The sequence below is a fragment of the Escherichia sp. E.sYA108 genome, assembly GCF_011754335.1.
Taxonomy (GTDB): domain Bacteria; phylum Pseudomonadota; class Gammaproteobacteria; order Enterobacterales; family Enterobacteriaceae; genus Escherichia; species Escherichia coli.
Genome location: NZ_JAAQVZ010000001.1, coordinates 2,665,462 through 2,689,568, shown reverse-complemented (window position 1 = coordinate 2,689,568; position 24,107 = coordinate 2,665,462). Strand labels below are relative to the sequence as shown.

Below are 24,107 nucleotides of genomic sequence, written 5' to 3'. Positions count from 1 at the left end.
TTTTGTGTAATGACGGAGTTCACATTTTTAATTTAGATCAAAGGAGGAAGAATAAGCAGAAAAAGCCCGCCAAAACAGCGGGCAGGGGGATTTAGAACTGATAAACCAGACCTAAAGCGACGATATCATCGGTAGAGATGCCGTTGGCAGCGTAGAAACTGTCATCTTCATCCAACAGGTTGATTTTATAGTCAACATAGGTGGACATGTTTTTATTGAAATAGTAAGTCGCGCCAACATCGGCGTATTTAACCAGATCTTTATCATCAACACCTGCCGGGTTGTCTGCACCACCGGCAGCGTGCAGGTCACGGCCTTTAGACATCAGGAAAGAGACTGCCGGACGCAGACCAAAATCAAACTGGTACTGTGCAGTGACTTCAAAGTTCTGGGTTTTGTTTGCAACAGCATAATCGCTGTCGCCAAACGGGGTCATATTACGCGTTTCTGAATACATGGTTGCCAGGTAAATATTGTTAGCATCGTATTTTAGCCCAGCAGTCCACGCGTCTGCTTTATCACCACCTGCCGCAGTATGGTTAACCTGGTCATTGGTGCGGTCAGAAGAGGTGTATGCCGCACCAGCGCTAAAGCCCATGCCTAAATCATATGTTGTGGAAAGACCCCAGCCGTCACCGTTTTCATGGCGAACATCACGTCCGTTGTTGGTGCCTTCCTGACCATTACTGGCACCTTCGTTGTTACCTTGATACTGCACCGCGAAGTTCAGACCATTTACCAGACCGAAGAAATCAGTATTACGATAAGTCGCGACGCCATTGGCACGACCAGTCATAAAGTTGTCTGCATTGGTATAAGAGTCACCGCCAAATTCAGGTAGCATATCAGTCCAGCCTTCGATGTCGTACATTACGCCATAATTACGTCCGTAATCGAAAGAACCGTAATCTGCAAATTTCAGTCCGGCAAATGCCAGACGGGTCCATGACTGGTTTGTTGAAGATTCGGTGTTGTTTGCCTGAATATTGTATTCCCATTGACCGTAGCCAGTGAGTTGATCGTTAATTTGGGTTTCGCCTTTAAAACCCAGACGAGCATAGCTCTGGTCGCCATCTTTCGCTGAATTATCAGAAAAATAATGCAGGCCATCAACTTTGCCATACAGATCTAATTTGTTGCCGTCTTTATTATAAACTTCGGCTGCATGTGCAGCACCTGCAGCGAGCAGGGCAGGAATTAAGAGTGCCAGTACTTTGCTTTTCATTGAATAAATCCTTTAGTTATTTTATTTGCCTTTCATCCCCATTTTGGGGAGTGAAAACATCCTAAAGGAGAAGTTCAGTTAGCCGATAAATATCATTTGTTACGCCTTAAGTAAAACCTTAATTAAATAATTCTTCAGAAATGATAATAAGTCTGGTGAATGTATTGGAGATAACACATACAAAATAAAAATTATACTTTTAATTTTCTATACGTTATTCTGCGCGGGTTATATGCCTTTATTGTCACAGATTTTATTTTCTGTTGGGCCATTGCATTGCTACTGATTTTCCAACACATAAGAAGACAAGCCCGAACAGTCGTCCGGGCTTTTTTTTAGAATTGGATGATCCTTATCCAGAGCATTTAATCGGTGTTGCTTTTTTCCGCTTTTCCGGCCATTTGTGCCAGGAAGTCATAGCGTTTTTGCAAATCAGCTGCAGCATCTTTCCATAACTGTTCTGCCACTTCTGGCTGCTGCGAATTCAGACGACGGAAACGCTGCTCGTGAAGTAACGTTTCTTCCAGTGCTTCTGACGGCGGGCGTGAATCCAGCGCCAGCGGTAGTTTGCCTTCATCGGCACGACGAGGATCGAAGCGATATAACGGCCAGAAGCCGGTAGCAGTGAGTTGGCGCATCTGATCGTGGCTGAGTGCCAGATCGTAACCATGCTCTTCACATGGGCTATAAGCGATGATCAGCGATGGCCCCGGATACGCTTCCGCTTCCTGAATCGCTTTCACCGTCTGGTTCAGCTGCGCGCCGAGAGAAATCTGCGCCACATAAACATGACCGTACATCATCATACTGACGCCAAGATCTTTACGCGCTTTACGTTTGCCATGCTCGCCAAACTTAGTTACTGCACCCAGCGGTGTCGCTTTCGATGCCTGACCACCGGTGTTGGAATAGCATTGCGTATCCAGCACCAGAATGTTGACGTTTTCCGTCAAACTCAATACATGATCCAGACCGCCAAAGCCGATATCGTAAGCCCAGCCATCGCCACCAATCAGCCAGATTGATTTTTCCACCAGTGCATCTGCGTCACGCAGCAGTTCATGTGCTTCGGCAACATCGTTGAGTTGCTGGCGTAAAGCTGCAACCTGTTCACGACGAACCTCTGGCGTGGCGTCTGATTTCAACGCAGTCAGTAATTCCGCCGGGATTTTATCGGCAAATTGATCGAGCAGACGCAGCACGCGGACACGGTGTTGATCGACCGTCAGGCGGAAACCAAGGCCAAATTCGGCGTTATCTTCAAACAGCGAGTTCGCCCATGCCGGTCCACGACCGTTGGCATCGGTGGTATATGGTGTTGAAGGCAGGTTACCGCCGTATATTGAAGAACAGCCAGTGGCATTAGCGATCAACATCCGGTCGCCATAGAGCTGAGTCAGCAATTTAATATACGGCGTCTCGCCACAACCGGAGCAAGCACCTGAATATTCAAACAGCGGTGTAATCAGCTGCGATGTACGAATATCAATACGTTCCAGTTTGCTACGGTCGATTTCTGGCAGGTTGAGGAAGAAATCGTAATTGATTTTCTCTTCTTCGACATGTTCCAGGCGCGACATCATATTGATGGCTTTAATCTCTGGATTCTGACGGTCTTTCGCCGGGCAAACTTCGACGCACAGGTTACAACCGGTGCAATCTTCCGGAGCCACCTGCAAGACATATTTCTGCCCGCGCATATCACGCGATTTCACATCCAGCGAATGCAGGCTGGCAGGGGCGTTTTCCATCGCTTCAGGCGGTACCACTTTTGCGCGAATAGCTGAGTGTGGGCAAGCGGCGACACAGTGGTTACATTGGGTACAGAGTTCCTCTTTCCAGATGGGGATCTCTTCGGCGATATTGCGTTTTTCCCAGCGCGTGGTGCCCATCGGCCAGGTGCCGTCTGGCGGCAGCGCCGAAACGGGGAGGGCGTCGCCAAGCCCGGCGAGTATCGCAGCGGTTACGGTTTTCACGAAATCAGGAGCGGCATCGGAAACCACCGGCGGTCGATTGGCGCTATGCGGATTAACTGGCTGCAGTGGAACTTCTTCTACGGATTCACGTGCCAGCGCCAGAGCCTGCCAGTTGCGTTCCACCAGATCCTGGCCTTTGCTACTGTAACTTTTGGCAATCGCACCCTGCAATTCTGCGAGGGCACTATCGCCAGGCAGAATCTGCGTCAGATGGAAAAAAGCCATCTGCATGACGGTATTAATACGGGCCGCCAGGCCACATTCGCGGGCGATTTTCGCCGCGTTAATCACATAGAAGCGCGCTTTTTTCTGGTTTAGCACGGCCTGAACTTCCTGCGGCAAGCGCGACCACACTTCAGCTGCGCTGTACGGCGTGTTGAGCAGGAAAATGCCGCCAGGTTTTAAACGCTCAGCCATCTGATATTTATCGATAAACTGCAACTGGTGGCAGCCAACAAAATCAGCCTGGGAAATGAGATAAGCGGAACGAATCGGCTGTTCGCTCACGCGAAGGTGAGAAACCGTCAGGCCGCCCGCCTTTTTGGAGTCGTAAACAAAATAGCCCTGTGCGTACCACGGCGTGGAATTTCCGATAATCTTGATATTGTTTTTGGTCGCGGAAACGCTGCCATCACTACCAAGGCCATAAAACAAGGCTTCCAGTTTCGCCGAGTTTGGTAGGGTGTTTTCCGGCAACGGCAGTGACAGATTGGTTACATCATCGTAAATACCAACCGTAAAGCGCGCTTTCGGTTTAGCCGCGTTGAGCTCGGCAAATACCGCCAGTACACAGTCCGGGCCAAATTCTTTGGATGAAAGACCATAGCGCCCACCAATGACACGGGGCAGGGTTTCGCGCTCGCCATTATTAAAGGCTTCTGCCAGTGCGGTCATCACATCCAGGTACAGGGGTTCCGCTTGCGCACCTGGCTCTTTGGTGCGATCCAGCACCGCCACTATCCGAACAGAGTCCGGCAATGCTTGCAGCAAGTGTTTGGCGGAGAAGGGGCGGTACAGGCGAACTTTCAGCACGCCGACTTTTTCGCCACGGGTCAGCAATTCACCAACCACTTCTTCACATGTGCCAATGGCTGAGCCCATCAGGATAATCACCCGTTCCGCTTGCGGATGCCCGTAATACTCAAACGGCTGATACTGACGACCTGTCGCGGCAGCGAAATCATTCATCGCCTGTTCAACATGGTCATAGACTGCGTTGTACCATGGGTTGGTGGCTTCGCGAGACTGGAAATAAGTGTCAGGATTGGCGGACGTACCGCGGATCACCGGATGTTCCGGGTTGAGTGCCCGGGCGCGATGAGCATCAATTTCTGCCTGCGGCATCAGTTCAAGAATCGTGTCATCGGCCAGCGGGACAATTTTATTGATTTCGTGAGATGTGCGGAAACCATCAAAGAAATGAATAAATGGCACGCGGCTTTTCAGCGTCGCGATGTGCGAAATGAGAGCAAAGTCTTGCGCTTCCTGGACGCTTGCTGCACACAACATCGCGCAACCCGTCTGGCGCACCGCCATAACGTCGGAATGATCGCCAAAAATAGAGAGTGCATGTGTGGCAACGGTACGTGCCGCAACATGCAGGACAAACGGCGTCAGTTCGCCTGCCAGTTTGTACAGCGTTGGGATCATCAGCAGCAAACCCTGCGATGACGTAAACGATGTTGAGAGGGCACCAGTTTGCAAAGCACCATGCACGGTAGCGATAGCACCCGCTTCCGACTGCATTTCAACCACGCGTGGTGTGTCTCCCCAAACGTTTTTCAAGCCGTTTCCGGCCCATGCATCAGCCTGTTCTGCCATCGTGGAACTGGGGGTAATAGGGTAGATGGCGATAACTTCACTGGTGCGAAACGCCACCGAAGCAACCGCGCCATTACCGTCAATAGTAATCATATGACACCCTTACATTGCGCAAATGAGGGGCGCACGAAATTGCTGCGCGCCCAGTAGTAATCGTTCAATTTTAGCAAATGGCTTTCTTCTGCATTTTCGCTTTTGTGTCCCCCACATCAGCGTAATGAATGTTTTGATCAAACAGAGGGCAAAAAAATAGCCATAAAAAAGTAAAAATGCGGGGCAACGCGCAGGACAGCTCTCGACGCCGCCCTCTGTGCTGCCTATTATTTATGGCGGTGTCGTTTGGCTTGAAGATCAGAGGAAGAAAAGATGCGAGCAGCGTTTTGGGTAGGGTGTGCCGCTTTATTGTTGTCGGCGTGTAGTAGTGAACCTGTTCAGCAGGCGACTGCGGCGCACGTAGCGCCAGGTTTAAAAGCGTCGATGTCCAGTAGTGGAGAAGCAAATTGTGCAATGATCGGCGGTTCGCTTTCTGTTGCCCGCCAACTGGATGGTACGGCGATTGGGATGTGTGCATTACCCAACGGCAAACGCTGTAGCGAACAGTCACTTGCCGCCGGGAGCTGTGGCAGCTATTAATTCATTAAATCCGCCAGCTTATAAGTTAATGTCTGTTTCGCGGTCGCCAGCGTTAACTGGTTCGCGGTCAGATCCACTTGTGCACCTTCTTTCAGCATTTCGCTAATGGTGTTATCGAGTTCATTAAGCTGCGGGTTAGCGCACATCATACGGGTCATTGCCAGCCCTTTGGCGGTCAGTTCACCATTAGACAGTTTGCCTTCACCGCTAAAGCGGTTACACATGCTGCCGGAAATCATCATCTTTTCACCAAAGCTGATTTCTGGCGGATTTTTATCGCTGGTCACGGGCTTACCGTTTACGCTTTCCAGCACAAAGCGATGATGCTGTAGCTGTTCTGGCGTTACAGCAATTTTGTCACTACTTACACATCCCGCCATCAGCAGGCTTAGCGCAACAAGCGCGGCTACTTTCTTCATTGTGGTTCTCAATTACTGTTTCTGATTCAGGACTATTTTAAGAATAGAGGATGAAAGGTCTTTGGGGATTATCTGAATAAGCTCCCCTGGAATGCAGGGGAGCGGCAAGATTAAACCAGTTCGTTCGGGCAGGTTTCGCCTTTTTCCAGATTGCTTAAGTTTTGCAGCGTAGTCTGAGAAATACTGGTCAGAGCTTCTGCTGTCAGGAATGCCTGGTGCCCGGTAAACAACACGTTGTGGCAGGCAGACAAGCGACGGAATACGTCATCCTGGATCACGTCGTTGGATTTATCTTCAAAGAACAGATCGCGTTCGTTCTCATACACGTCCATACCCAACGAACCAATTTTCTGATTTTTCAGCGCTTCAATTGCCGCCTGAGAATCAATCAATGCACCGCGACTGGTATTGACGATCATCACGCCATTTTTCATCTGATCGAAGGCGGCTTCGTTCAACAGATGGTAGTTTTCCGGTGTCAGCGGGCAGTGCAGAGAGATAACGTCTGATTCAGAGAACAGGGTTGGCAGATCGACATACTCCACACCGAGTTCCAGCGCCGCCGCACTTGGATACGGATCGAACGCCAGCAGACGCATACCAAAACCTTTCAGAATGCGCAGCATTGCCACACCGATTTTACCGGTACCGATAACGCCTGCCGTTTTGCCATACATAGTAAAGCCGGTCAGACCTTCCAGAGAGAAGTTAGCGTCACGGGTACGCTGATATGCGCGGTGAATACGGCGGTTCAGCGTCATCATCATACCGATGGCGTGTTCAGCAACGGCCTCTGGATCATAGGCTGGAACACGGACTACTTTGAGCCCCAGTTCTTTTGCCGCGTCAAGGTCGACGTTATTGAAACCGGCACAGCGCAAGGCGATATATTTAACGCCGTGCTTTTTCAGCTCTTCCAGCACCGGGCGGCTGCCGTCATCGTTTACGAAAATACATACCGCTTCGCAGCCATTGGCAGTTTTAGCGGTTTTTTCCGTCAGCAGAAAGTCAAAAAATTCCAGCTCAAAGCCAAAGGACTCGTTCACCTGTTGCAGGTACTTCTTGTCGTACTGTTTTGTGCTATAAACGGCGAGTTTCATAAGACTTTCTCCAGTGATGTTGAATCACATTTAAGCTACTAAAAATATTTTACAAAATTTCAAATATAATTGAAAGATATGGCGATATTGAAAAATTCATCAACAACTATGCTTAGTGTAGGCGCAACCTTCAACTGAACGGTTAAACATGCCACAATACCCGTATTGAATGCTTAATTTTTCGCTAAATCAGGATATTGACTACCCATGCTGGGTAAATATAAAGCCGTTCTCGCGCTGTTATTACTGATTATTCTTGTGCCGTTGACGCTGCTGATGACGCTAGGGCTGTGGGTTCCCACGCTGGCGGGCATCTGGCTACCGCTCGGGACACGTATTGCATTAGATGAAAGCCCACGCATTACGCGTAAAGGTTTAATCATCCCCGATCTCCGTTATCTGGTGGGAGATTGTCAGCTTGCGCATATCACCAACGCCAGCCTTTCACATCCCAGCCGCTGGTTATTGAACGTCGGCACGGTAGAACTTGATTCTGCTTGTCTGGCGAAATTGCCGCAGACGGAGCAATCGCCAGCCGCTCCAAAAACCCTCGCGCAGTGGCAGTCCATGCTGCCTAACACCTGGATCAATATCGATAAACTGATTTTTTCTCCCTGGCAGGAATGGCAGGGAAAACTCTCTCTCGCATTAACCTCCGATATCCAGCAACTGCGTTATCAGGGCGAAAAAGTTAAATTTCAAGGCCAGCTGAAAGGGCAACAACTTACAGTCAGCGAACTGGATGTCGCCGCGTTTGAAAATCAGCCGCCGGTAAAACTGGTGGGGGAATTTACTATGCCGCTCGTGCCGGATGGACTTCCGGTAAGTGGTCATGCTACTGCGACGTTAAACTTACCGCAGGAGCCTTCACTGGTGGATGCCGAGCTGGACTGGCAGGAAAATAGCGGGCAATTGATTGTGCTGGCACGGGATAACGGCGATCCGTTGCTCGATTTGCCGTGGCAAATTACTCGTCAACAATTGACCGTAAGCGATGGTCGCTGGAGCTGGCCGTATGCAGGTTTTCCTTTAAGTGGCCGACTGGGTGTCAAAGTCGACAACTGGCAGGCAGGGCTCGAGAACGCTCTGGTCAGCGGGCGACTGAGTGTGCTGACCCAGGGACAAGCGGGTAAAGGCAACGCGGTGTTAAATTTTGGCCCAGGAAAATTAAGCATGGATAACAGCCAGCTGTCTCTGCAGCTGACCGGTGAAGCGAAACAGGCGGACCTCATTTTATATGCCCGTTTACCTGCGCAGCTAAGCGGAAGTCTGTCTGACCCAACGCTGACCTTTGAGCCAGGCGCGTTATTACGTTCGAAGGGAAGAGTCATTGATTCGCTGGACATCGATGAAATCCGCTGGCCTTTAGCGGGTGTAAAAGTCACCCAACGTGGTGTTGACGGACGTTTGCAGGCCATTTTGCAGGCGCATGAAAATGAACTGGGCGATTTCGTGCTACATATGGATGGGCTGGCGAATGATTTTCTCCCTGACGCTGGCCGCTGGCAGTGGCGCTACTGGGGAAAAGGGAGTTTTACACCGATGAATGCCACCTGGGATGTCGCAGGAAAAGGTGAGTGGCATGACAGCACGATTACGCTGACCGATCTCTCCACCGGTTTCGACCAGTTACAATACGGTACGATGACGGTAGAAAAGCCGCGATTAATTCTCGACAAGCCCGTCGTCTGGGGACGTGACGCACAGCATCCCTCATTCAGCGGCGCGCTGTCACTGGACGCCGGGCAAACGCTGTTCACTGGCGGCAGTGTGTTACCGCCATCAACCTTAAAATTTAGTGTCGATGGGCGTGATCCGACGTATTTCCTCTTTAAAGGCGATTTACATGCTGGTGAGATTGGCCCGGTTCGGGTAAATGGTCGCTGGGACGGTATTCGTCTGCGCGGTAACGCCTGGTGGCCTAAACAATCACTGACTGTATTCCAGCCGCTGGTGCCACCCGACTGGAAGATGAACTTACGCGATGGTGAACTGTATGCTCAGGTTGCATTTTCAGCTGCGCCTGAACAAGGATTCCGCGCGGGAGGGCACGGCGTGTTGAAGGGTGGTAGTGCCTGGATGCCAGATAATCAGGTTAACGGTGTCGATTTTGTCCTGCCTTTCCGTTTTGCCGATGGAGCCTGGCATCTGGGGACTCGCGGTCCCGTTACGTTGCGAATTGCCGAAGTGATTAATCTGGTGACAGCGAAAAATATTACGGCTGATTTGCAAGGTCGTTATCCGTGGACTGAAGAAGAACCATTGCTGTTGACTGATGTTAGCGTTGATGTGTTAGGCGGTAACGTGCTGATGAAACAATTACGTATGCCGCAACATGACCCGGCGCTGTTGCGGCTGAATAATCTTTCCTCCAGCGAACTGGTTAGCGCCGTCAATCCGAAACAATTCGCCATGTCCGGGGCATTTAGTGGTGCATTGCCGTTATGGCTAAACAACGAAAAATGGATAGTGAAAGACGGCTGGCTGGCAAATAGCGGGCCAATGACCTTGCGGCTGGATAAAGACACCGCAGATGCGGTGGTGAAAGACAATATGACCGCGGGTTCAGCAATTAACTGGTTGCGCTATATGGAAATTAGCCGTTCATCGACAAAAATTAATTTAGATAATCTCGGTTTATTAACCATGCAGGCCAATATTACAGGTACCAGTCGCGTTGATGGTAAAAGCGGTACGGTAAATCTTAATTACCATCATGAAGAGAATATTTTTACGCTGTGGCGCAGTTTACGCTTTGGCGATAATCTCCAGGCATGGCTGGAGCAGAACGCGCGTCTACCGGGAAATGACTGTTCGCAAGGAAAAGAGTGTGAGGATAAACAATGAAAATTTTACTGGCTGCGTTGACGTCATCTTTTATGCTGGTTGGCTGTACGCCTCGCATTGAAGTCGCTGCACCTAAGGAACCGATCACTATCAATATGAACGTTAAAATTGAGCATGAGATCATCATCAAGGCAGACAAAGATGTCGAAGAGCTGCTTGAGACCCGTAGCGATCTTTTTTGAGGTGATGATGAAAAGAACATTACTTCTTTGTGCATTTCTTGTTGGCTTGGTAAGCAGCAATGTAATGGCATTGACTCTGGATGAAGCCAGAACTCAGGGGCGGGTAGGGGAAACATTTTATGGTTATCTGGTTGCGCTGAAAACAGATGCTGAAACTGAGAAATTAGTAACCGACATCAATGCCGAACGTAAAGCGAGCTATCAACAACTGGCAAAGCAAAATAATGTGTCGGTGGATGATATCGCGAAACTCGCCGGGCAAAAGCTCGTAGAACGGGCCAAACCCGGGGAATATGTACAAGGGATAAACGGTAAATGGGTGCGAAAATTTTAATAGCAAAACCGCAATATCGGGATAACGCTACAGGAGAAGACGTTTAATCTATTTTCCGGAAACATTTTGCTCTTTTAATTATAAGGATGAGTTATGTTTCGGCTCTAATTTATTTATTCGAGTATTGATTTATACCGTTTTTTCATTAAATAAATATCTATGTGACGCATTTGAATTTATAATTTATATAATATACATAATTTGTATGTTTCGCGGGTTTATTTATTTCTCTGTATTATAAATCCAGATTGTCAGAGAATATGTTTGATTAGGTAACAATCTACTGGCAATATTGGACGTCCTCTATGTTTTAAATAATCAATTGGTCGGGTCAGGGTATCCGACCTTCTTTATATTCGCCAGAAGGATTTATTATGCAAAGGAAAACTCTATTGTCGGCCTGTATTGCATTAGCTCTGAGTGGTCAGGGTTGGGCGGCAGATATTACAGAAATAGAAACCACCACAGGTGAAAAGAAAAATACCAATGTGACTTGTCCAGCAGATCCTGGAAAACTCAGTCCAGAAGAGCTTAAACGCTTACCCTCTGAATGCTCCTCTGTAGTCGAACAGAACCTGATGCCATGGCTTGTCACAGGTGCTGCTACTGCGTTAATCACAACCTTAGCCATAGTGGAACTAAACGACGATGATGATCATCATCGCAATAATTCTCCACTTCCACCAACTCCACCTGATGATGATTCAGACGACACTCCAGTTCCTCCAACTCCTGGCGGAGATGAGATAATACCAGACGATGGTCCGGATGATACCCCGACGCCTCCCAAACCGATTTCGTTTAATAATGACGTTATCCTCGATAAAACAGAAAAAACGTTAACTATTCGCGATTCAGTTTTTACTTATACCGAGAATGCTGACGGGACTATTTCTCTGCAAGATAGCAATGGGCGTAAGGCGACTATTAATCTTTGGCAGATTGATGAAACGAATAACACGGTTGCCCTTGAAGGGATGAGCGCAGATGGTGCAACGAAGTGGCAATATAATCACAACGGTGAGCTCGTTATTACGGGCGACAATACCACAGTAAACAACACTGGAAAAACCATCGTCGACGGCAAAGGCGCCACCGGAACTGAAATCGCGGGTAATAACGCGGTGGTGAACCAGGACGGCGAGCTGGATGTGAGCGGCGGCGGTCACGGTATTGATATCACCGGCGACAGCGCGACGGTGGACAACAAAGGCGGCATGACTGTCACCGATCCGGATTCCATCGGTATTCAGATCGACGGCGACAAGGCGGTTGTCAATAACGACGGTGACAGTGCCATCAGTAACGGTGGCACCGGTACGCAGGTTAACGGTGATGAAGCCACCGTGAACAATAACGGTAAAACCACCGTTGACGGCAAGGATTCCACGGGCACCGAGATAAACGGTGACAAAGCCATCGTCAACAACGACGGTGACAGCACGATCCTTGATGGCGGCACCGGAACCCGCATTACGGGTGATGATGCGACGGCCAACAACAGCGGCAATACCACCGTTGATGGTCAGGGTTCGACCGGAACTGAAATCGCGGGTAACAACGCGGTGGTGAACCAGGACGGCGAGCTGGATGTGAGCGGCGGCGGTCACGGTATTGATATCACCGGCGACAGTGCAACGGTGGATAACAAAGGCGGTATGACCGTCGCGGATGCGGATTCGATTGGCATTCAGATAGACGGCGACAAGGCGGTCGTGAACAACGACGGTGACAATGCCATCAGCAACGGCGGCACCGGCACGCAGGTTAACGGCGACGAAGCCACCGTGAACAATAACGGCAGCACCACCGTTGACGGCAAGGATTCCACGGGCACCGAGATAAACGGTGACAAAGCCATCGTCAACAACGACGGTGACAGCACGATCCTTGATGGCGGCACCGGAACCCGCATTACGGGTGATGATGCGACGGCCAACAACAGCGGCAATACCACCGTTGATGGTCAGGGTTCGACCGGAACTGAAATCGCGGGTAACAACGCGGTGGTGAACCAGGACGGCGAGCTGGATGTGAGCGGCGGCGGTCACGGTATTGATATCACCGGCGACAGCGCAACGGTGGATAACAAAGGCGGTATGACCGTCACCGATCCGGACTCCATCGGTATTCAGATCGACGGCGACAAAGCGGTTGTCAATAACGACGGTGACAGTGCCATCAGTAACGGCGGCACCGGCACGCAGATTAACGGTGATGAAGCCACCGTAAACAATAACGGCAATACCACCGTAGACGGTCAGGGTTCGACCGGAACTGAAATCGCGGGTAATAACGCGGTGGTGAATCAGGACGGCGAGCTGGATGTGAGCGGCGGCGGTCACGGTATTGATATCACCGGCGACAGCGCGACGGTGGACAACAAAGGTGGAATGACTGTCACCGATCCTGACTCCATCGGTATTCAGATCGACGGCGACAAGGCGGTCGTGAACAACGACGGTGACAACGCCATCAGCAACGGCGGCGCCGGCACGCAGGTTAATGGCAACGAAGCCACCGTGAACAATAACGGCAACACCACCGTTGACGGTAAGGATTCCACGGGCACCGAGATAAACGGTGACAAAGCCATCGTCAACAACGACGGTGACAGCACGATCCTTGATGGCGGCACCGGAACCCGCATTACGGGTGATGATGCGACGGCCAACAACAGCGGCAATACCACCGTTGATGGTCAGGGTTCGACCGGAACTGAAATCGCGGGTAACAACGCGGTGGTGAACCAGGACGGCGAGCTGGATGTGAGCGGCGGCGGTCACGGTATTGATATCACCGGCGACAGTGCAACGGTGGATAACAAAGGCGGTATGACCGTCGCGGATGCGGATTCGATTGGCATTCAGATAGACGGCGACAAGGCGGTCGTGAACAACGACGGTGACAATGCCATCAGCAACGGCGGCACCGGCACGCAGGTTAACGGCGACGAAGCCACCGTGAACAATAACGGCAGCACCACCGTTGACGGCAAGGATTCCACGGGCACCGAGATAAACGGTGACAAAGCCATCGTCAACAACGACGGTGACAGCACGATCCTTGATGGCGGCACCGGAACCCGCATTACGGGTGATGATGCGACGGCCAACAACAGCGGCAATACCACCGTTGATGGTCAGGGTTCGACCGGAACTGAAATCGCGGGTAACAACGCGGTGGTGAACCAGGACGGCGAGCTGGATGTGAGCGGCGGCGGTCACGGTATTGATATCACCGGCGACAGTGCAACGGTGGATAACAAAGGCGGTATGACCGTCGCGGATGCGGATTCGATTGGCATTCAGATAGACGGCGACAAGGCGGTCGTGAACAACGACGGTGACAATGCCATCAGCAACGGCGGCACCGGCACGCAGGTTAACGGCGACGAAGCCACCGTGAACAATAACGGCAGCACCACCGTTGACGGCAAGGATTCCACGGGTACCGAGATAAACGGTGACAAAGCCATCGTCAACAACGACGGTGACAGCACGATCCTTGATGGCGGCACCGGAACCCGCATTACGGGTGATGATGCGACGGCCAACAACAGTGGCAATACCACCGTAGACGGTCAGGGTTCGACCGGAACTGAAATCGCGGGTAATAACGCGGTGGTGAATCAGGACGGCGAGCTGGATGTGAGCGGCGGCGGTCACGGGATTGATATCACCGGCGACAGCGCGACGGTGGACAACAAAGGCGGCATGACTGTCACCGATCCGGATTCCATCGGTATTCAGATCGACGGCGACAAGGCGGTCGTGAACAACGACGGTGACAGTGCCATCAGCAACGGCGGCACCGGCACGCAGGTTAACGGCGACGAAGCCACCGTAAACAATAACGGTAAAACCACCGTTGATGGTCAGGGCTCGACCGGAACTGAAATCGCGGGTAATAACGCGGTGGTGAACCAGGACGGCGAGCTGGATGTCAGCGGCGGTGGTCACGGGGTTGATATCACCGGCGACAGCGCAACGGTGGATAACAAAGGCGGTATGACCGTTACCGATCCGGATTCCATCGGTATTCAGATCGACGGCGACAAGGCGGTCGTGAACAACGACGGTGACAGTGCCATCAGCAACGGCGGCACCGGCACGCAGGTTAACGGTGATGAAGCCACCGTGAACAATAACGGTAAAACCACCGTTGATGGTCAGGGCTCGATCGGTACCGAAATCGCGGGTAATAACGCGGTGGTGAATCAGGACGGTACACTGGATGTCAGCGGCGGCGGTCACGGGATTGATATCACCGGCGACAGCGCGACGGTGGACAACAAAGGCGGCATGACTGTCACCGATCCGGATTCCATCGGTATTCAGATCGACGGCGACAAGGCGGTTGTCAATAACGACGGTGACAGTGCCATCAGTAACGGCGGCACCGGCACGCAGATTAACGGTGATGAAGCCACCGTAAACAATAACGGCAGCACCACCGTTGACGGAAAAGATTCCACAGGCACTGAGATTAACGGTGACAAAGCCATCGTCAACAACGACGGTGACAGCACGATCCTTGATGGCGGCACCGGAACCCGCATTACGGGTGATGATGCGACGGCCAACAACAGTGGCAATACCACCGTTGACGGACAGGGTTCGACCGGAACTGAAATCGCGGGTAACAACGCGGTGGTGAACCAGGACGGCGAGCTGGATGTGAGCGGCGGCGGTCACGGCATTGATATCACTGGTGATAGCGCCACTGTAATCAACAAAGGCAATATAACTGTCACGGATAAAGATTCGGTTGGTGTACTGATTAATGGTGATCGAGCGACCTTTGCCAATACGGGTCATATTGACGTCAATAATTCAGCTACTGGGTTTAGCATCGCAACCAGTGAGGGAGTTATCTCATTAACTGGCAGTATGGATGTAGGTGACATCTCAACAGGAATGGTGCTCAGCGGAGATGGCAACAGCGTGACGCTGGCAGTAGAAGATCTTAATGTTACTGGGCAGAAAGCGATGGGTGTCGACATTTCTGGTGATAGTAACGACATTGATATCGCTGGCAATATCTTGGTTGATAAAGATCAAACTGCAGATAATGCGGCAGACTATTTCTTCGAGTCATCTGTCGGGGTGAATGTCACGGGTAACAATAATACAGTATCTCTAAATGGCGAATTAACAGTTGTCTCTGACAGCGAATTAACCTCAAGATCTCATGGCAAGCGTGATGGGAGTCAAGAAAATATCTCCGGGCTGATTGTGTCTGGTGATAATAATACAATAAGCCTAAATGGCGGTATACAGTTTATCGGTGAGCAAAAAATACTGGCGGATGGTTCAGATATTGCATCTCTGCGTAAAGGATTTAGTGATACCTCCATAATCAGCGTTGATGGGAACTCATCAGTATATTTGAATGGGACTTCGACAATAGGTGGCGACCTTCCTTTAGGCTATACAAGCATTATTCAGTTAAAAAATAAAGCTATCCTGGAAATTGGTCGTGATGCTTTGTTGGGTGTAAAGGATATTAAATCGTTTAATAACTATTACGAGCCAGTACCGAAGATTATAAAGGCTACTACAGGTTCTAAGGTCATCAATAATGGCAATATAGATATCCAAAATATCGGTTTTATTTCAGTGTCAGGTGAAGATACGTCGGGCACTAATAATGGCAACATTACGCTATCACAGTACGATTACGGCAACATGATGTCAGGTACTAATGCTCTGTTAAGTACCGATGGAGGCAGTGTTGTTAACAACGGCACCATCATCGGGAAGGTCATGGAGCAAAGTAGCGTTATTAATCGATTTGAGACGACCGACGTTACTTATGATGAGTTGTTTAATAATAGCGTTACGGGCATAACCGGAATGCTTTCTAAAACCGGTGCTATGGGCATTAATAATGTAAACGGCATTATTGATATGTATGGACGCGGTAGCGTGGGTATGTTGGCGGTTACTCAAGCGATTATAGAAAATGCTGGCACCATCAAACTGGACTCTCTATGGGTTGATGCTAACGATACCACTGCGTTACCCGATAATATCGCTATCAGTAATGCCCGTTATTATGGTGCAGGGATGGCGGTAGGTTCAGATAGCTATGGTAGCCCGGATGCAAATGTCACAGCTATTAACCAATTAGGTGGTGTGATTAGTGTCTATAATGCTGGGGTCGGTATGGCCGCTTACGGCGGTAGTAATATGGTTATTAACCAAGGTACGATTAACCTGGAGAAAAATGAAAACTATAGCAGTAGTCTGAGTGCAAATACGCTAGTTGGTATGGCGGTTTATCAACACGGCACTGCTATTAACGATAAAACTGGCGTGATTAATATTAATGTCGATACCGGCCAGGCGTTTTATAACGACGGTACAGGGACAATCCTGAATTATGGTGAGATAAACCTTCTCGGTTCTCCAATGGACAGTGCAGATCCCCATATGGGGGCTACCCCAGATAATCTGGATCTGCTGTCAGCACTAACAGGCAGCGGCGAAACGGATATGCGAACTGCTTCAAGTGGTGGGTTTGTGACGACCAAAGCGCTGGCAAACTACGGCAATGAAACGCTAAATAGTAATGTGACCGCCAAAGCGTGGCTTTATAACCAGGATAAGGCCAATCTGACAATTAACGGAGAGCTATCCGTTGGGCAAGGGCTGGAAAATAGCGGATTACTGGATTCTGACACCATTAGTGCAGCAGCGAATGTCTATAACCGTGCATCGGGTAGCATTATTACCGACCTGTTAATGTTAACGAGTGGTAACTCGTTTTTTAACGAGGGTAATTTCAGCGGATCTATAGTTGGCAACAGCTATAGGCAAAATGTGGTTAATACCGGAAGTATGACAGTCACGGCTGATGGTACATCGCTCATCGGCGGCAGCTTTGTGCTTTATAACGAAGCGGGGGCAATACTCAGCAACAGCAACAGCGCCGTTTCGGGTGGAGAAAATGCCATTGTTAACATAACCCGCACCAGCGATTCACTCGCGCAAGTTAACCGCGGCACTATTACCGCGACCAACGGCTACAGTGCGATTAAAACGGCAAGTACGGGTTCTAACAGCAACGGAAAATGGATCTGGAATACCGATACGGGTGTAATTAGCGGCGTGAGTCCTAATGCACTGTTAATTGATCTTGGTCGCGGCTATAACTTTGCCAACGCAGGCACTATTAATGTGCAGGGTGATGGTGCAGTCGCTATCAGCGGGGGAACCACCAGCTATACGGTTCAACTGGTGAACAGTGGGACCATCAATGTCGGTACGGCGCAGGGTAAAGCGGACGGCACTAACGGTACTGGTTTAATTGGTATCAAGGGGAATGGCCGTGAGACGACAATTAATAACGCACAAAGCGGTGTAATTAACGTTTACGCAGATAACTCCTGGGCTTTCGGAGGACAGACTAAAACGATCATCAATAATGGTGAAATCAACCTGCTGTGTGATATGGGATGTGATATTTATGCACCGGGCACCACCGGTACACTGAACGATCATAACAGTACTACTGATATTATTGTTCCTGCCGCAACGAGCACACCTACGCAGGGGTCAGTACCCACAGTACCTGCGGACTCCAGTGCACAGCAAAAACTGACTAACTACACTATTGGTACCAATAGCGATGGCACCTCTGGTATGTTGAAAGCCAATAACCTTGTCATCAGCGACAACGTCAAGGTAAATACCGGATTCAGTGCAGGTACTGCCGACACGACTGTTGTGATTAATGATGTTTTCAAAGGTGAAAATATTTCCGGGGCTGAGAATATTTCTTCTTCCACGGTAATGTGGAATGCTCAGGGCAGCACTGATGCAAGCGGCAACGTAGACGTCACGATGACCAAAAACGCCTATACGGATGTTGTGACGGATTCTTCAGTTAATAATGTCGCTCAGGTACTGGATACGGGTTACACCAATAACGACCTGTACACTAGTCTGAACGTAGGAACGACTGCTGAACTGAACAGTGCGCTGAAACAAATTAGCGGCAGCCAGGCAACCACGGTATTCAATGAAGCACGAGTGTTAAGTAACCGTTTCAGCATGCTGTCAGATGCTGCACCGGAAGTTGCAAACGGTCTGGCCTTCAACGTGGTAGCGAAAGGCGACCCGCGTGCTGAACTGGGAAATAATACACAGTACGACATGATGGCGCTGCGTAAATCCATGACACTGACTGAATATCAGAATCTGAGTCTGGAATACGGTATTGCGCGTCTGGATGGTAATGGTTCAGATACCGCAGGCGATAATGGTGTGACTGGCGGTTACAGCCAGTTCTTCGGTCTGAAACACCAGATGGCGTTTGACAACGGTATGAGCTGGAATAACGCCCTGCGTTATGATGTGCATAATCTCGATAGCAGTCGCTCGATAGCTTACGGCGACGTCAATAAAACCGCTGATGCTAATGTGAAACAGCAGTATCTGGAATTCCGTAGTGAAGGGGCAAAAACCTTTGAACTGCGTGAAGGTCTGAATGTGACACCTTATGCGGGTGTGAAACTGCGTCACACACTGGAAGGTGGCTATCAGGAACGCAATGCGGGTGACTTTAACCTGAGCATGAACAGCGGCAGCGAAACGGCGGTGGACAGCATCGTTGGGCTGAAACTGGACTATGCAGGGAAAGAAGGCTGGAGTGCGAACGCCACGCTGGAAGGTGGGCCGAATCTGAGCTATGTGAAAAGTCAGCGAACTGCGAGCATTTCGGGCGCGGGAAGCCAGCGTTTCAACATTGATGATGGTCAGAATGGTGGTGGTTTCAACAGCCTGGCGACAATGGGTGTGAAATACAGCAGCCAGGAAAGTGCGTTGCAGGTAGATGCATTCCACTGGAAAGAAGACGGCATCAGCGATAAAGGTGTGATGCTAAACTTCAAGAAAACATTCTAATTTTTAGCATGTAATACATAAACCGCAACGCTGATACAGGTTGCGGTTTTTTATTGCCGGATGCGGTGCTTGACGTGTCTTAACCTGCCTGGGGTTTCGTGTCTTTCAGGACAACAGTACAACTCATCCCGCAATCTTGTTTACACCCTCGCATTATTTATCTCTATTCATTTCTATACTGATTTTTCTTAATCCGTTGTATTACAGGGCAGGGTGCGATGAGCAGCAACACATTTACTCTCGGTACAAAATCCGTTAACCGTCTTGGTTATGGCGCGATGCAACTGGCTGGTCCTGGGGTTTTTGGCCCCCCAAGAGATCGCCACGTCGCTATAACCGTGCTGCGTGAGGCGCTGGCATTGGGCGTCAATCATATTGATACCAGCGACTTTTATGGTCCGCACGTCACCAATCAGATTATCCGCGAAGCGCTTTATCCGTACTCTGACGACCTGACAATTGTCACTAAAATTGGTGCGCGGCGTGGAGAGGACGCATCCTGGTTACCCGCATTTTCTCCGGCAGAGCTGCAAAAAGCGGTACACGATAATCTACGTAATCTCGGCCTGGACGTACTGGATGTGGTTAACCTGCGCGTTATGATGGGGGATGGTCATGGCCCAGCGGAAGGATCGATTGAGGCCAGCCTGACAGTGCTGGCGGAGATGCAACAACAAGGCCTGGTAAAACATATTGGCCTGAGTAACGTCACACCGACGCAGGTTGCAGAGGCGCGAAAGATTGCCGAAATCGTCTGCGTGCAGAACGAATACAACATTGCCCACCGTGCTGATGACGCAATGATTGATGCTTTGGCTCGTGATGGCATTGCCTACGTGCCATTCTTTCCGCTCGGGGGCTTTACGCCGCTGCAATCCTCCACGCTTTCCGATGTTGCTACAAGCCTTAATGCGACACCAATGCAGGTGGCGCTGGCGTGGCTGTTACAACGTTCACCGAATATTTTGTTGATTCCTGGAACATCTTCTGTTGCGCATTTACGGGAGAATATGGCTGCTGAAAAATTTCATCTTTCTGAGAAAGTGTTGTCTACGTTGGATGGTATTTCGCGAGAATAACGAATATACAAAAGGGAAAGATGCATTTCCCTTTTGTTTCTTTTTTAATGGCATGGAGTGCATATGTTTAAGGCCAGGATTTGCGGCTGGATAATCAGGGAAAAGGCGATGGATTCATTGATTCGTACAGTGATAGATGGTATCTCACTGATATCCAGACGGTAATCAAACAGATGTGTAGGGCATTCATCCACCACATCTTGATATATTCCGAATTTACGTTGATGCTGCGCGTTGTGATATCTCCGCCGTCGGAATTGATGCACCATAGAGTAAACTGAATATCACGGAATGATAAATGACGCTCTACCAGATAAAACCGCTCTTTCAGTCGCTGTTAAGGCCGACGATGTTTTGGCTTTATAAGCACCATGTTACAGCGAATCACATCACTCTTGCTGCACTGGCGCTTTCTCTTCTTACCGGATTGCTGTTGGTGTTGGTGGCACAACCCATCCTCTTTTTGCTATTGCCCATCGTGCTTTTTATCCGTATGACGCTCAATGCGCTGGATGGCATGTTGGCGCGTGAGTGCAATCAGAAAACACGTCTGGGGGCGATTTTGAATGAAACTGGCGATGTTATTTCCGATATTGCGCTCTATTTACCGTTTTTATTTTTACCGGAAAGTAACGCATCACTCGTAATACTCATGTTATTTTGCACCATATTGACCGAGTTTTGCGGTTTACTCGCGCAGACGATTAACGGTATTCGTAGTTATGTCGGTCCATTTGGCAAAAGCGATCGCGCGTTAATATTTGGTCTGTGGGGGCTGGCCATTGCCATTTATCCACAATGGATGCAATGGAATAATCTTTTATGGAGCATTGCTTCAATTCTGCTTCTCTGGACTGCGATTAATCGTTGTCGAAGTGTGCTCCTGATGAGCGCTGAAAGATAATGCTGGAAAAATCTCTGGCAATACTCTTCGCGTTGTTAATTTTAGCAACGCTGATAAACCGTTTTCTGGTATGGCGGTTACCGGAGAGAAAAGGCGATGAAGTAACATTACGTATTCGTACCTGGTGGGGCATCGTCATTTGTTTTTCACTGGTGATTTCAGGTCCACGCTGGATGACGTTGACGTTTTTTGCGCTGATAAGTTTTCTGGCATTGAAAGAATATTGTACGCTTATATCCGTACATTTTCCGCGTTGGTTATATTGGGTTATTCCTCTTAACTATTTGCTTATCGGTTTTAATTGCTTTGAGCTGTTTCTGTTATTTATACCTTTGGCTGGGTTTCTGATATTAGCCACCTGGCGAGTTTTTGTAGGTGACCCCTCTGGTTTTCTGCATACCGTGAGTGCCATTTTTTGTGGCTGGATAATGACCGTTTTCACCTTGAGTCATGCCGCCTGGTTATTAATGTTGCCAACCATAAATATCCAGGGCGGGGCGTTACTGGTGTTATTTCTTTTGGCGTTAACCGAGTCAAACGATATTGCACAGTATTTATGGGGAAAATCCTGCGGCAGAAGAAAAGTGGTCCCCAAAGTCAGCCCGGGAAAAACGCTGGAAGGTCTGGTGGGAGGAGTAATCACCACCATGATTGCGTCACTGATTATTGGACCGTTACTGACACCGCTAAATACATTACAGGTATTATTAGCGGGTTTGTTAATTGGTATTAGTGGTTTTTGCGGCGATGTAGTGATGTCAGCCACCAAACGAGATGTTGGTGTTAAAGATAGCGGAAAACTATTACCAGGACATGGCGGACTCCTTGACAGGATTGACTCATTAATTTTCACCGCTCCGGTATTTTTTTATTTTATTCGCTACTGCTGTTACTGAAGGAAAACAGAGAAAATGGAAAATTCACGCATCCCTGGGGAGCATTTTTTTACCACCAGTGATAATACAGCGTTGTTTTATCGGCACTGGCCCACTTTACTGCCAGGGGCGAAAAAGGTCATCGTCTTATTTCATCGCGGTCATGAACATTCTGGTCGTCTACAACATATCGTTGATGAACTGGCGATGCCAGATACTGCTTTTTATGCATGGGATGCCCGAGGGCATGGACAAACTTCGGGGCCGCGTGGTTATAGTCCGTCTCTTGCGCGTTCAGTGCAGGATGTTGATGAATTTGTCCGTTTTGCTGCCAGCGACAGCCAGGTCGGACTGGAAGAGGTGGTTGTGATCGCGCAAAGCGTCGGCGCAGTGATGGTTGCCACATGGGTTCATGATTATGCGCCTGCTATTCGCGGACTAGTGCTGGCATCTCCGGCCTTTAAGGTTAAATTGTATGTGCCGCTGGCACGTCCTGGGCTGGCGTTATGGCATCGTCTGCGTGGTCTGTTTTTTATTAATTCCTATGTGAAAGGGCGTTATCTGACCCACGATCGGCAACGGGTGGCGAGTTTCAATAATGATCCGCTGATCACACGGGCGATTGCCGTCAATATCTTGCTCGATCTCTATAAAACGTCTGAACGTATTGTTAGCGATGCGGCGGCGATTACGCTCCCCACGCAACTTCTGATATCAGGCGATGACTATGTGGTGCATCGCCAACCGCAGATTGATTTTTATCAGCGTTTACGTAGTCCTCTGAAAGAGCTGCATCTGCTGCCAGGCTTTTATCACGACACGTTGGGTGAAGAGAACAGGGCGCAGGCATTTGAAAAAATGCAAAGCTTTATCAGCCGTTTATATGCTAACAAGTCGCAAAAATTTGATTATCAGCATGAAGACCGCACAGGACCATCAGCGGATCGATGGCGGCTCCTTTCTGGTGGACCCGTGCCGTTATCGCCGGTTGATTTGGCGTATCGCTTTATGCGAAAGGCGATGAAACTGTTCGGGGCGCACTCTGCGGGCCTGCATCTCGGAATGAGTACCGGCTTTGATTCAGGCAGTTCGCTGGATTATGTCTATCAAAATCAACCGCAAGGCAGTAACGCATTCGGGCGCTTTATCGACAAAATCTACCTGAACAGTGTTGGCTGGCGCGGTATTCGCCAGCGCAAAACCCATTTACAAATGCTGATTAAACAAGCCGTTGCCCATCTCCACGCCAAAGGTTTAGCCGTCCGCGTGGTTGACATTGCCGCAGGGCATGGGCGCTATGTACTGGATGCGCTGGCAAACGAGCCCGCCATAAGCGAAATTTTGTTACGTGATTACAGTGAGGTAAATGTTGCACAAGGGCAAGAGATGATTGCCCAACGGGGAATGTCTGGGCGGGTGCGTTTTGAACAGGGCGATGCGTTTAACCCGGAGGAACTCAGCGCGTTAACTCCGCGGCCTACGCTGGCGATTGTCTCTGGCCTGTATGAGCTTTTCCCCGAAAATGAGCAGGTAAAAAACTCACTCGCAGGTCTTGCCAATGCCATCGATCCGGGTGGCATTCTCATCTACACCGGGCAGCCGTGGCACCCACAACTGGAGCTGATTGCCGGGGTGTTAACCAGTCATAAAGATGGTAAACCGTGGGTAATGCGCGTGCGTTCGCAAGGGGAGATGGATTCGCTCGTGCATGATGCCGGATTCGATAAATGCACACAACGGATTGATGTGTGGGGCATTTTTACGGTTTCGATGGCGGTGCGTCGTGATAACTGAACGCCG

13 protein-coding genes are annotated in these 24,107 nt (G+C 49.7%); 9 read left to right on the top strand and 4 right to left on the bottom strand.

What is annotated here, in order from left to right; translation table 11 throughout:
* Positions 1 to 91: 91 nt before the first annotated feature.
* The gene (gene ompN, locus HBM92_RS12645; RefSeq protein ID WP_000837933.1) at positions 92 to 1,225 is read right to left on the bottom strand and encodes a porin OmpN; all 1,134 of its coding nucleotides are present in this window, start codon (positions 1,223 to 1,225) and stop codon (positions 92 to 94) included.
* Between the two features lie 365 nt (positions 1,226 to 1,590).
* The gene (gene nifJ / locus HBM92_RS12640; protein ID WP_000628258.1) at positions 1,591 to 5,115 is read right to left on the bottom strand and encodes a pyruvate:ferredoxin (flavodoxin) oxidoreductase; all 3,525 of its coding nucleotides are present in this window, start codon (positions 5,113 to 5,115) and stop codon (positions 1,591 to 1,593) included.
* 273 nt (positions 5,116 to 5,388) lie between these two features.
* Here nifJ and HBM92_RS12635 point away from each other — a divergent pair, with 273 nt between their 5' ends.
* Positions 5,389 to 5,655, top strand: coding sequence for a DUF333 domain-containing protein (locus tag HBM92_RS12635; RefSeq protein ID WP_001295715.1), 267 nt, complete (start codon positions 5,389 to 5,391; stop codon positions 5,653 to 5,655).
* Here the strand turns inward: HBM92_RS12635 and hslJ are convergent.
* Both hslJ and ldhA read right to left on the bottom strand, forming a co-directional pair.
* A complete protein-coding gene (gene hslJ, locus HBM92_RS12630) occupies positions 5,652 to 6,074 on the bottom strand; it encodes a heat shock protein HslJ (protein ID WP_001296048.1) in 423 nt (140 codons plus the stop codon). The genes HBM92_RS12635 and hslJ overlap by 4 nt on opposite strands.
* A 110-nt stretch (positions 6,075 to 6,184) precedes the next feature.
* Complete coding sequence (ldhA, locus tag HBM92_RS12625; RefSeq protein ID WP_000762229.1) at positions 6,185 to 7,174, bottom strand: D-lactate dehydrogenase; 990 nt, start codon at positions 7,172 to 7,174, stop codon at positions 6,185 to 6,187.
* Positions 7,175 to 7,381: 207 nt separating this feature from the next.
* Here ldhA and HBM92_RS12620 point away from each other — a divergent pair, with 207 nt between their 5' ends.
* From HBM92_RS12620 to HBM92_RS12585, 8 genes are all read left to right on the top strand, one after another.
* Complete coding sequence (locus HBM92_RS12620; protein WP_000900959.1) at positions 7,382 to 10,021, top strand: YdbH family protein; 2,640 nt, start codon at positions 7,382 to 7,384, stop codon at positions 10,019 to 10,021.
* Positions 10,018 to 10,203 carry a YnbE family lipoprotein gene (locus HBM92_RS12615; protein ID WP_000698145.1) on the top strand — a complete coding sequence of 62 codons (186 nt, stop codon included), beginning with the start codon at positions 10,018 to 10,020 and terminating at the stop codon, positions 10,201 to 10,203. Before HBM92_RS12620 ends, HBM92_RS12615 begins: the two co-directional genes overlap by 4 nt.
* A gap of 7 nt (positions 10,204 to 10,210) precedes the next feature.
* The gene (locus tag HBM92_RS12610) at positions 10,211 to 10,537 is read left to right on the top strand and encodes a YdbL family protein (protein ID WP_001296049.1); all 327 of its coding nucleotides are present in this window, start codon (positions 10,211 to 10,213) and stop codon (positions 10,535 to 10,537) included.
* 374 nt (positions 10,538 to 10,911) lie between these two features.
* Entirely contained in the window at positions 10,912 to 19,449 is an 8,538-nt protein-coding gene (locus tag HBM92_RS12605; RefSeq protein ID WP_162655242.1) for a beta strand repeat-containing protein, read from the top strand.
* A 218-nt stretch (positions 19,450 to 19,667) separates the two neighbouring features.
* Positions 19,668 to 20,528 carry a pyridoxine 4-dehydrogenase gene (gene pdxI / locus HBM92_RS12600; protein WP_000097806.1) on the top strand — a complete coding sequence of 287 codons (861 nt, stop codon included), beginning with the start codon at positions 19,668 to 19,670 and terminating at the stop codon, positions 20,526 to 20,528.
* 298 nt (positions 20,529 to 20,826) lie between these two features.
* Positions 20,827 to 21,432: a CDP-alcohol phosphatidyltransferase family protein gene (locus tag HBM92_RS12595; protein WP_000177540.1), complete on the top strand. Its 606-nt coding sequence runs from the start codon at positions 20,827 to 20,829 to the stop codon at positions 21,430 to 21,432.
* A complete protein-coding gene (locus tag HBM92_RS12590) occupies positions 21,432 to 22,328 on the top strand; it encodes a phosphatidate cytidylyltransferase (RefSeq protein WP_000890903.1) in 897 nt (298 codons plus the stop codon). The genes HBM92_RS12595 and HBM92_RS12590 overlap by 1 nt, the downstream gene beginning before the upstream one ends.
* Before the next feature lie 15 nt (positions 22,329 to 22,343).
* Positions 22,344 to 24,101, top strand: a complete 1,758-nt coding sequence (locus HBM92_RS12585; RefSeq protein WP_000431870.1) for a bifunctional alpha/beta hydrolase/class I SAM-dependent methyltransferase — start codon at positions 22,344 to 22,346, stop codon at positions 24,099 to 24,101.
* The last annotated feature ends 6 nt before the right edge of the window (positions 24,102 to 24,107 follow it).

Coding starts and splice junctions, on each gene's coding strand:
- ompN (WP_000837933.1), bottom strand. CDS start 1,225: ATGAAAAGCAAAGTACTGGCACTCTTAATTCCTGCCCTGCTCGCTGCA.
- HBM92_RS12620 (WP_000900959.1), top strand. CDS start 7,382: ATGCTGGGTAAATATAAAGCCGTTCTCGCGCTGTTATTACTGATTATT.
- hslJ (WP_001296048.1), bottom strand. CDS start 6,074: ATGAAGAAAGTAGCCGCGCTTGTTGCGCTAAGCCTGCTGATGGCGGGA.
- pdxI (WP_000097806.1), top strand. CDS start 19,668: ATGAGCAGCAACACATTTACTCTCGGTACAAAATCCGTTAACCGTCTT.
- HBM92_RS12595 (WP_000177540.1), top strand. CDS start 20,827: ATGACGCTCTACCAGATAAAACCGCTCTTTCAGTCGCTGTTAAGGCCG.
- HBM92_RS12605 (WP_162655242.1), top strand. CDS start 10,912: ATGCAAAGGAAAACTCTATTGTCGGCCTGTATTGCATTAGCTCTGAGT.
- HBM92_RS12615 (WP_000698145.1), top strand. CDS start 10,018: ATGAAAATTTTACTGGCTGCGTTGACGTCATCTTTTATGCTGGTTGGC.
- HBM92_RS12590 (WP_000890903.1), top strand. CDS start 21,432: ATGCTGGAAAAATCTCTGGCAATACTCTTCGCGTTGTTAATTTTAGCA.
- nifJ (WP_000628258.1), bottom strand. CDS start 5,115: ATGATTACTATTGACGGTAATGGCGCGGTTGCTTCGGTGGCGTTTCGC.
- HBM92_RS12585 (WP_000431870.1), top strand. CDS start 22,344: ATGGAAAATTCACGCATCCCTGGGGAGCATTTTTTTACCACCAGTGAT.
- HBM92_RS12635 (WP_001295715.1), top strand. CDS start 5,389: ATGCGAGCAGCGTTTTGGGTAGGGTGTGCCGCTTTATTGTTGTCGGCG.
- ldhA (WP_000762229.1), bottom strand. CDS start 7,174: ATGAAACTCGCCGTTTATAGCACAAAACAGTACGACAAGAAGTACCTG.
- HBM92_RS12610 (WP_001296049.1), top strand. CDS start 10,211: ATGAAAAGAACATTACTTCTTTGTGCATTTCTTGTTGGCTTGGTAAGC.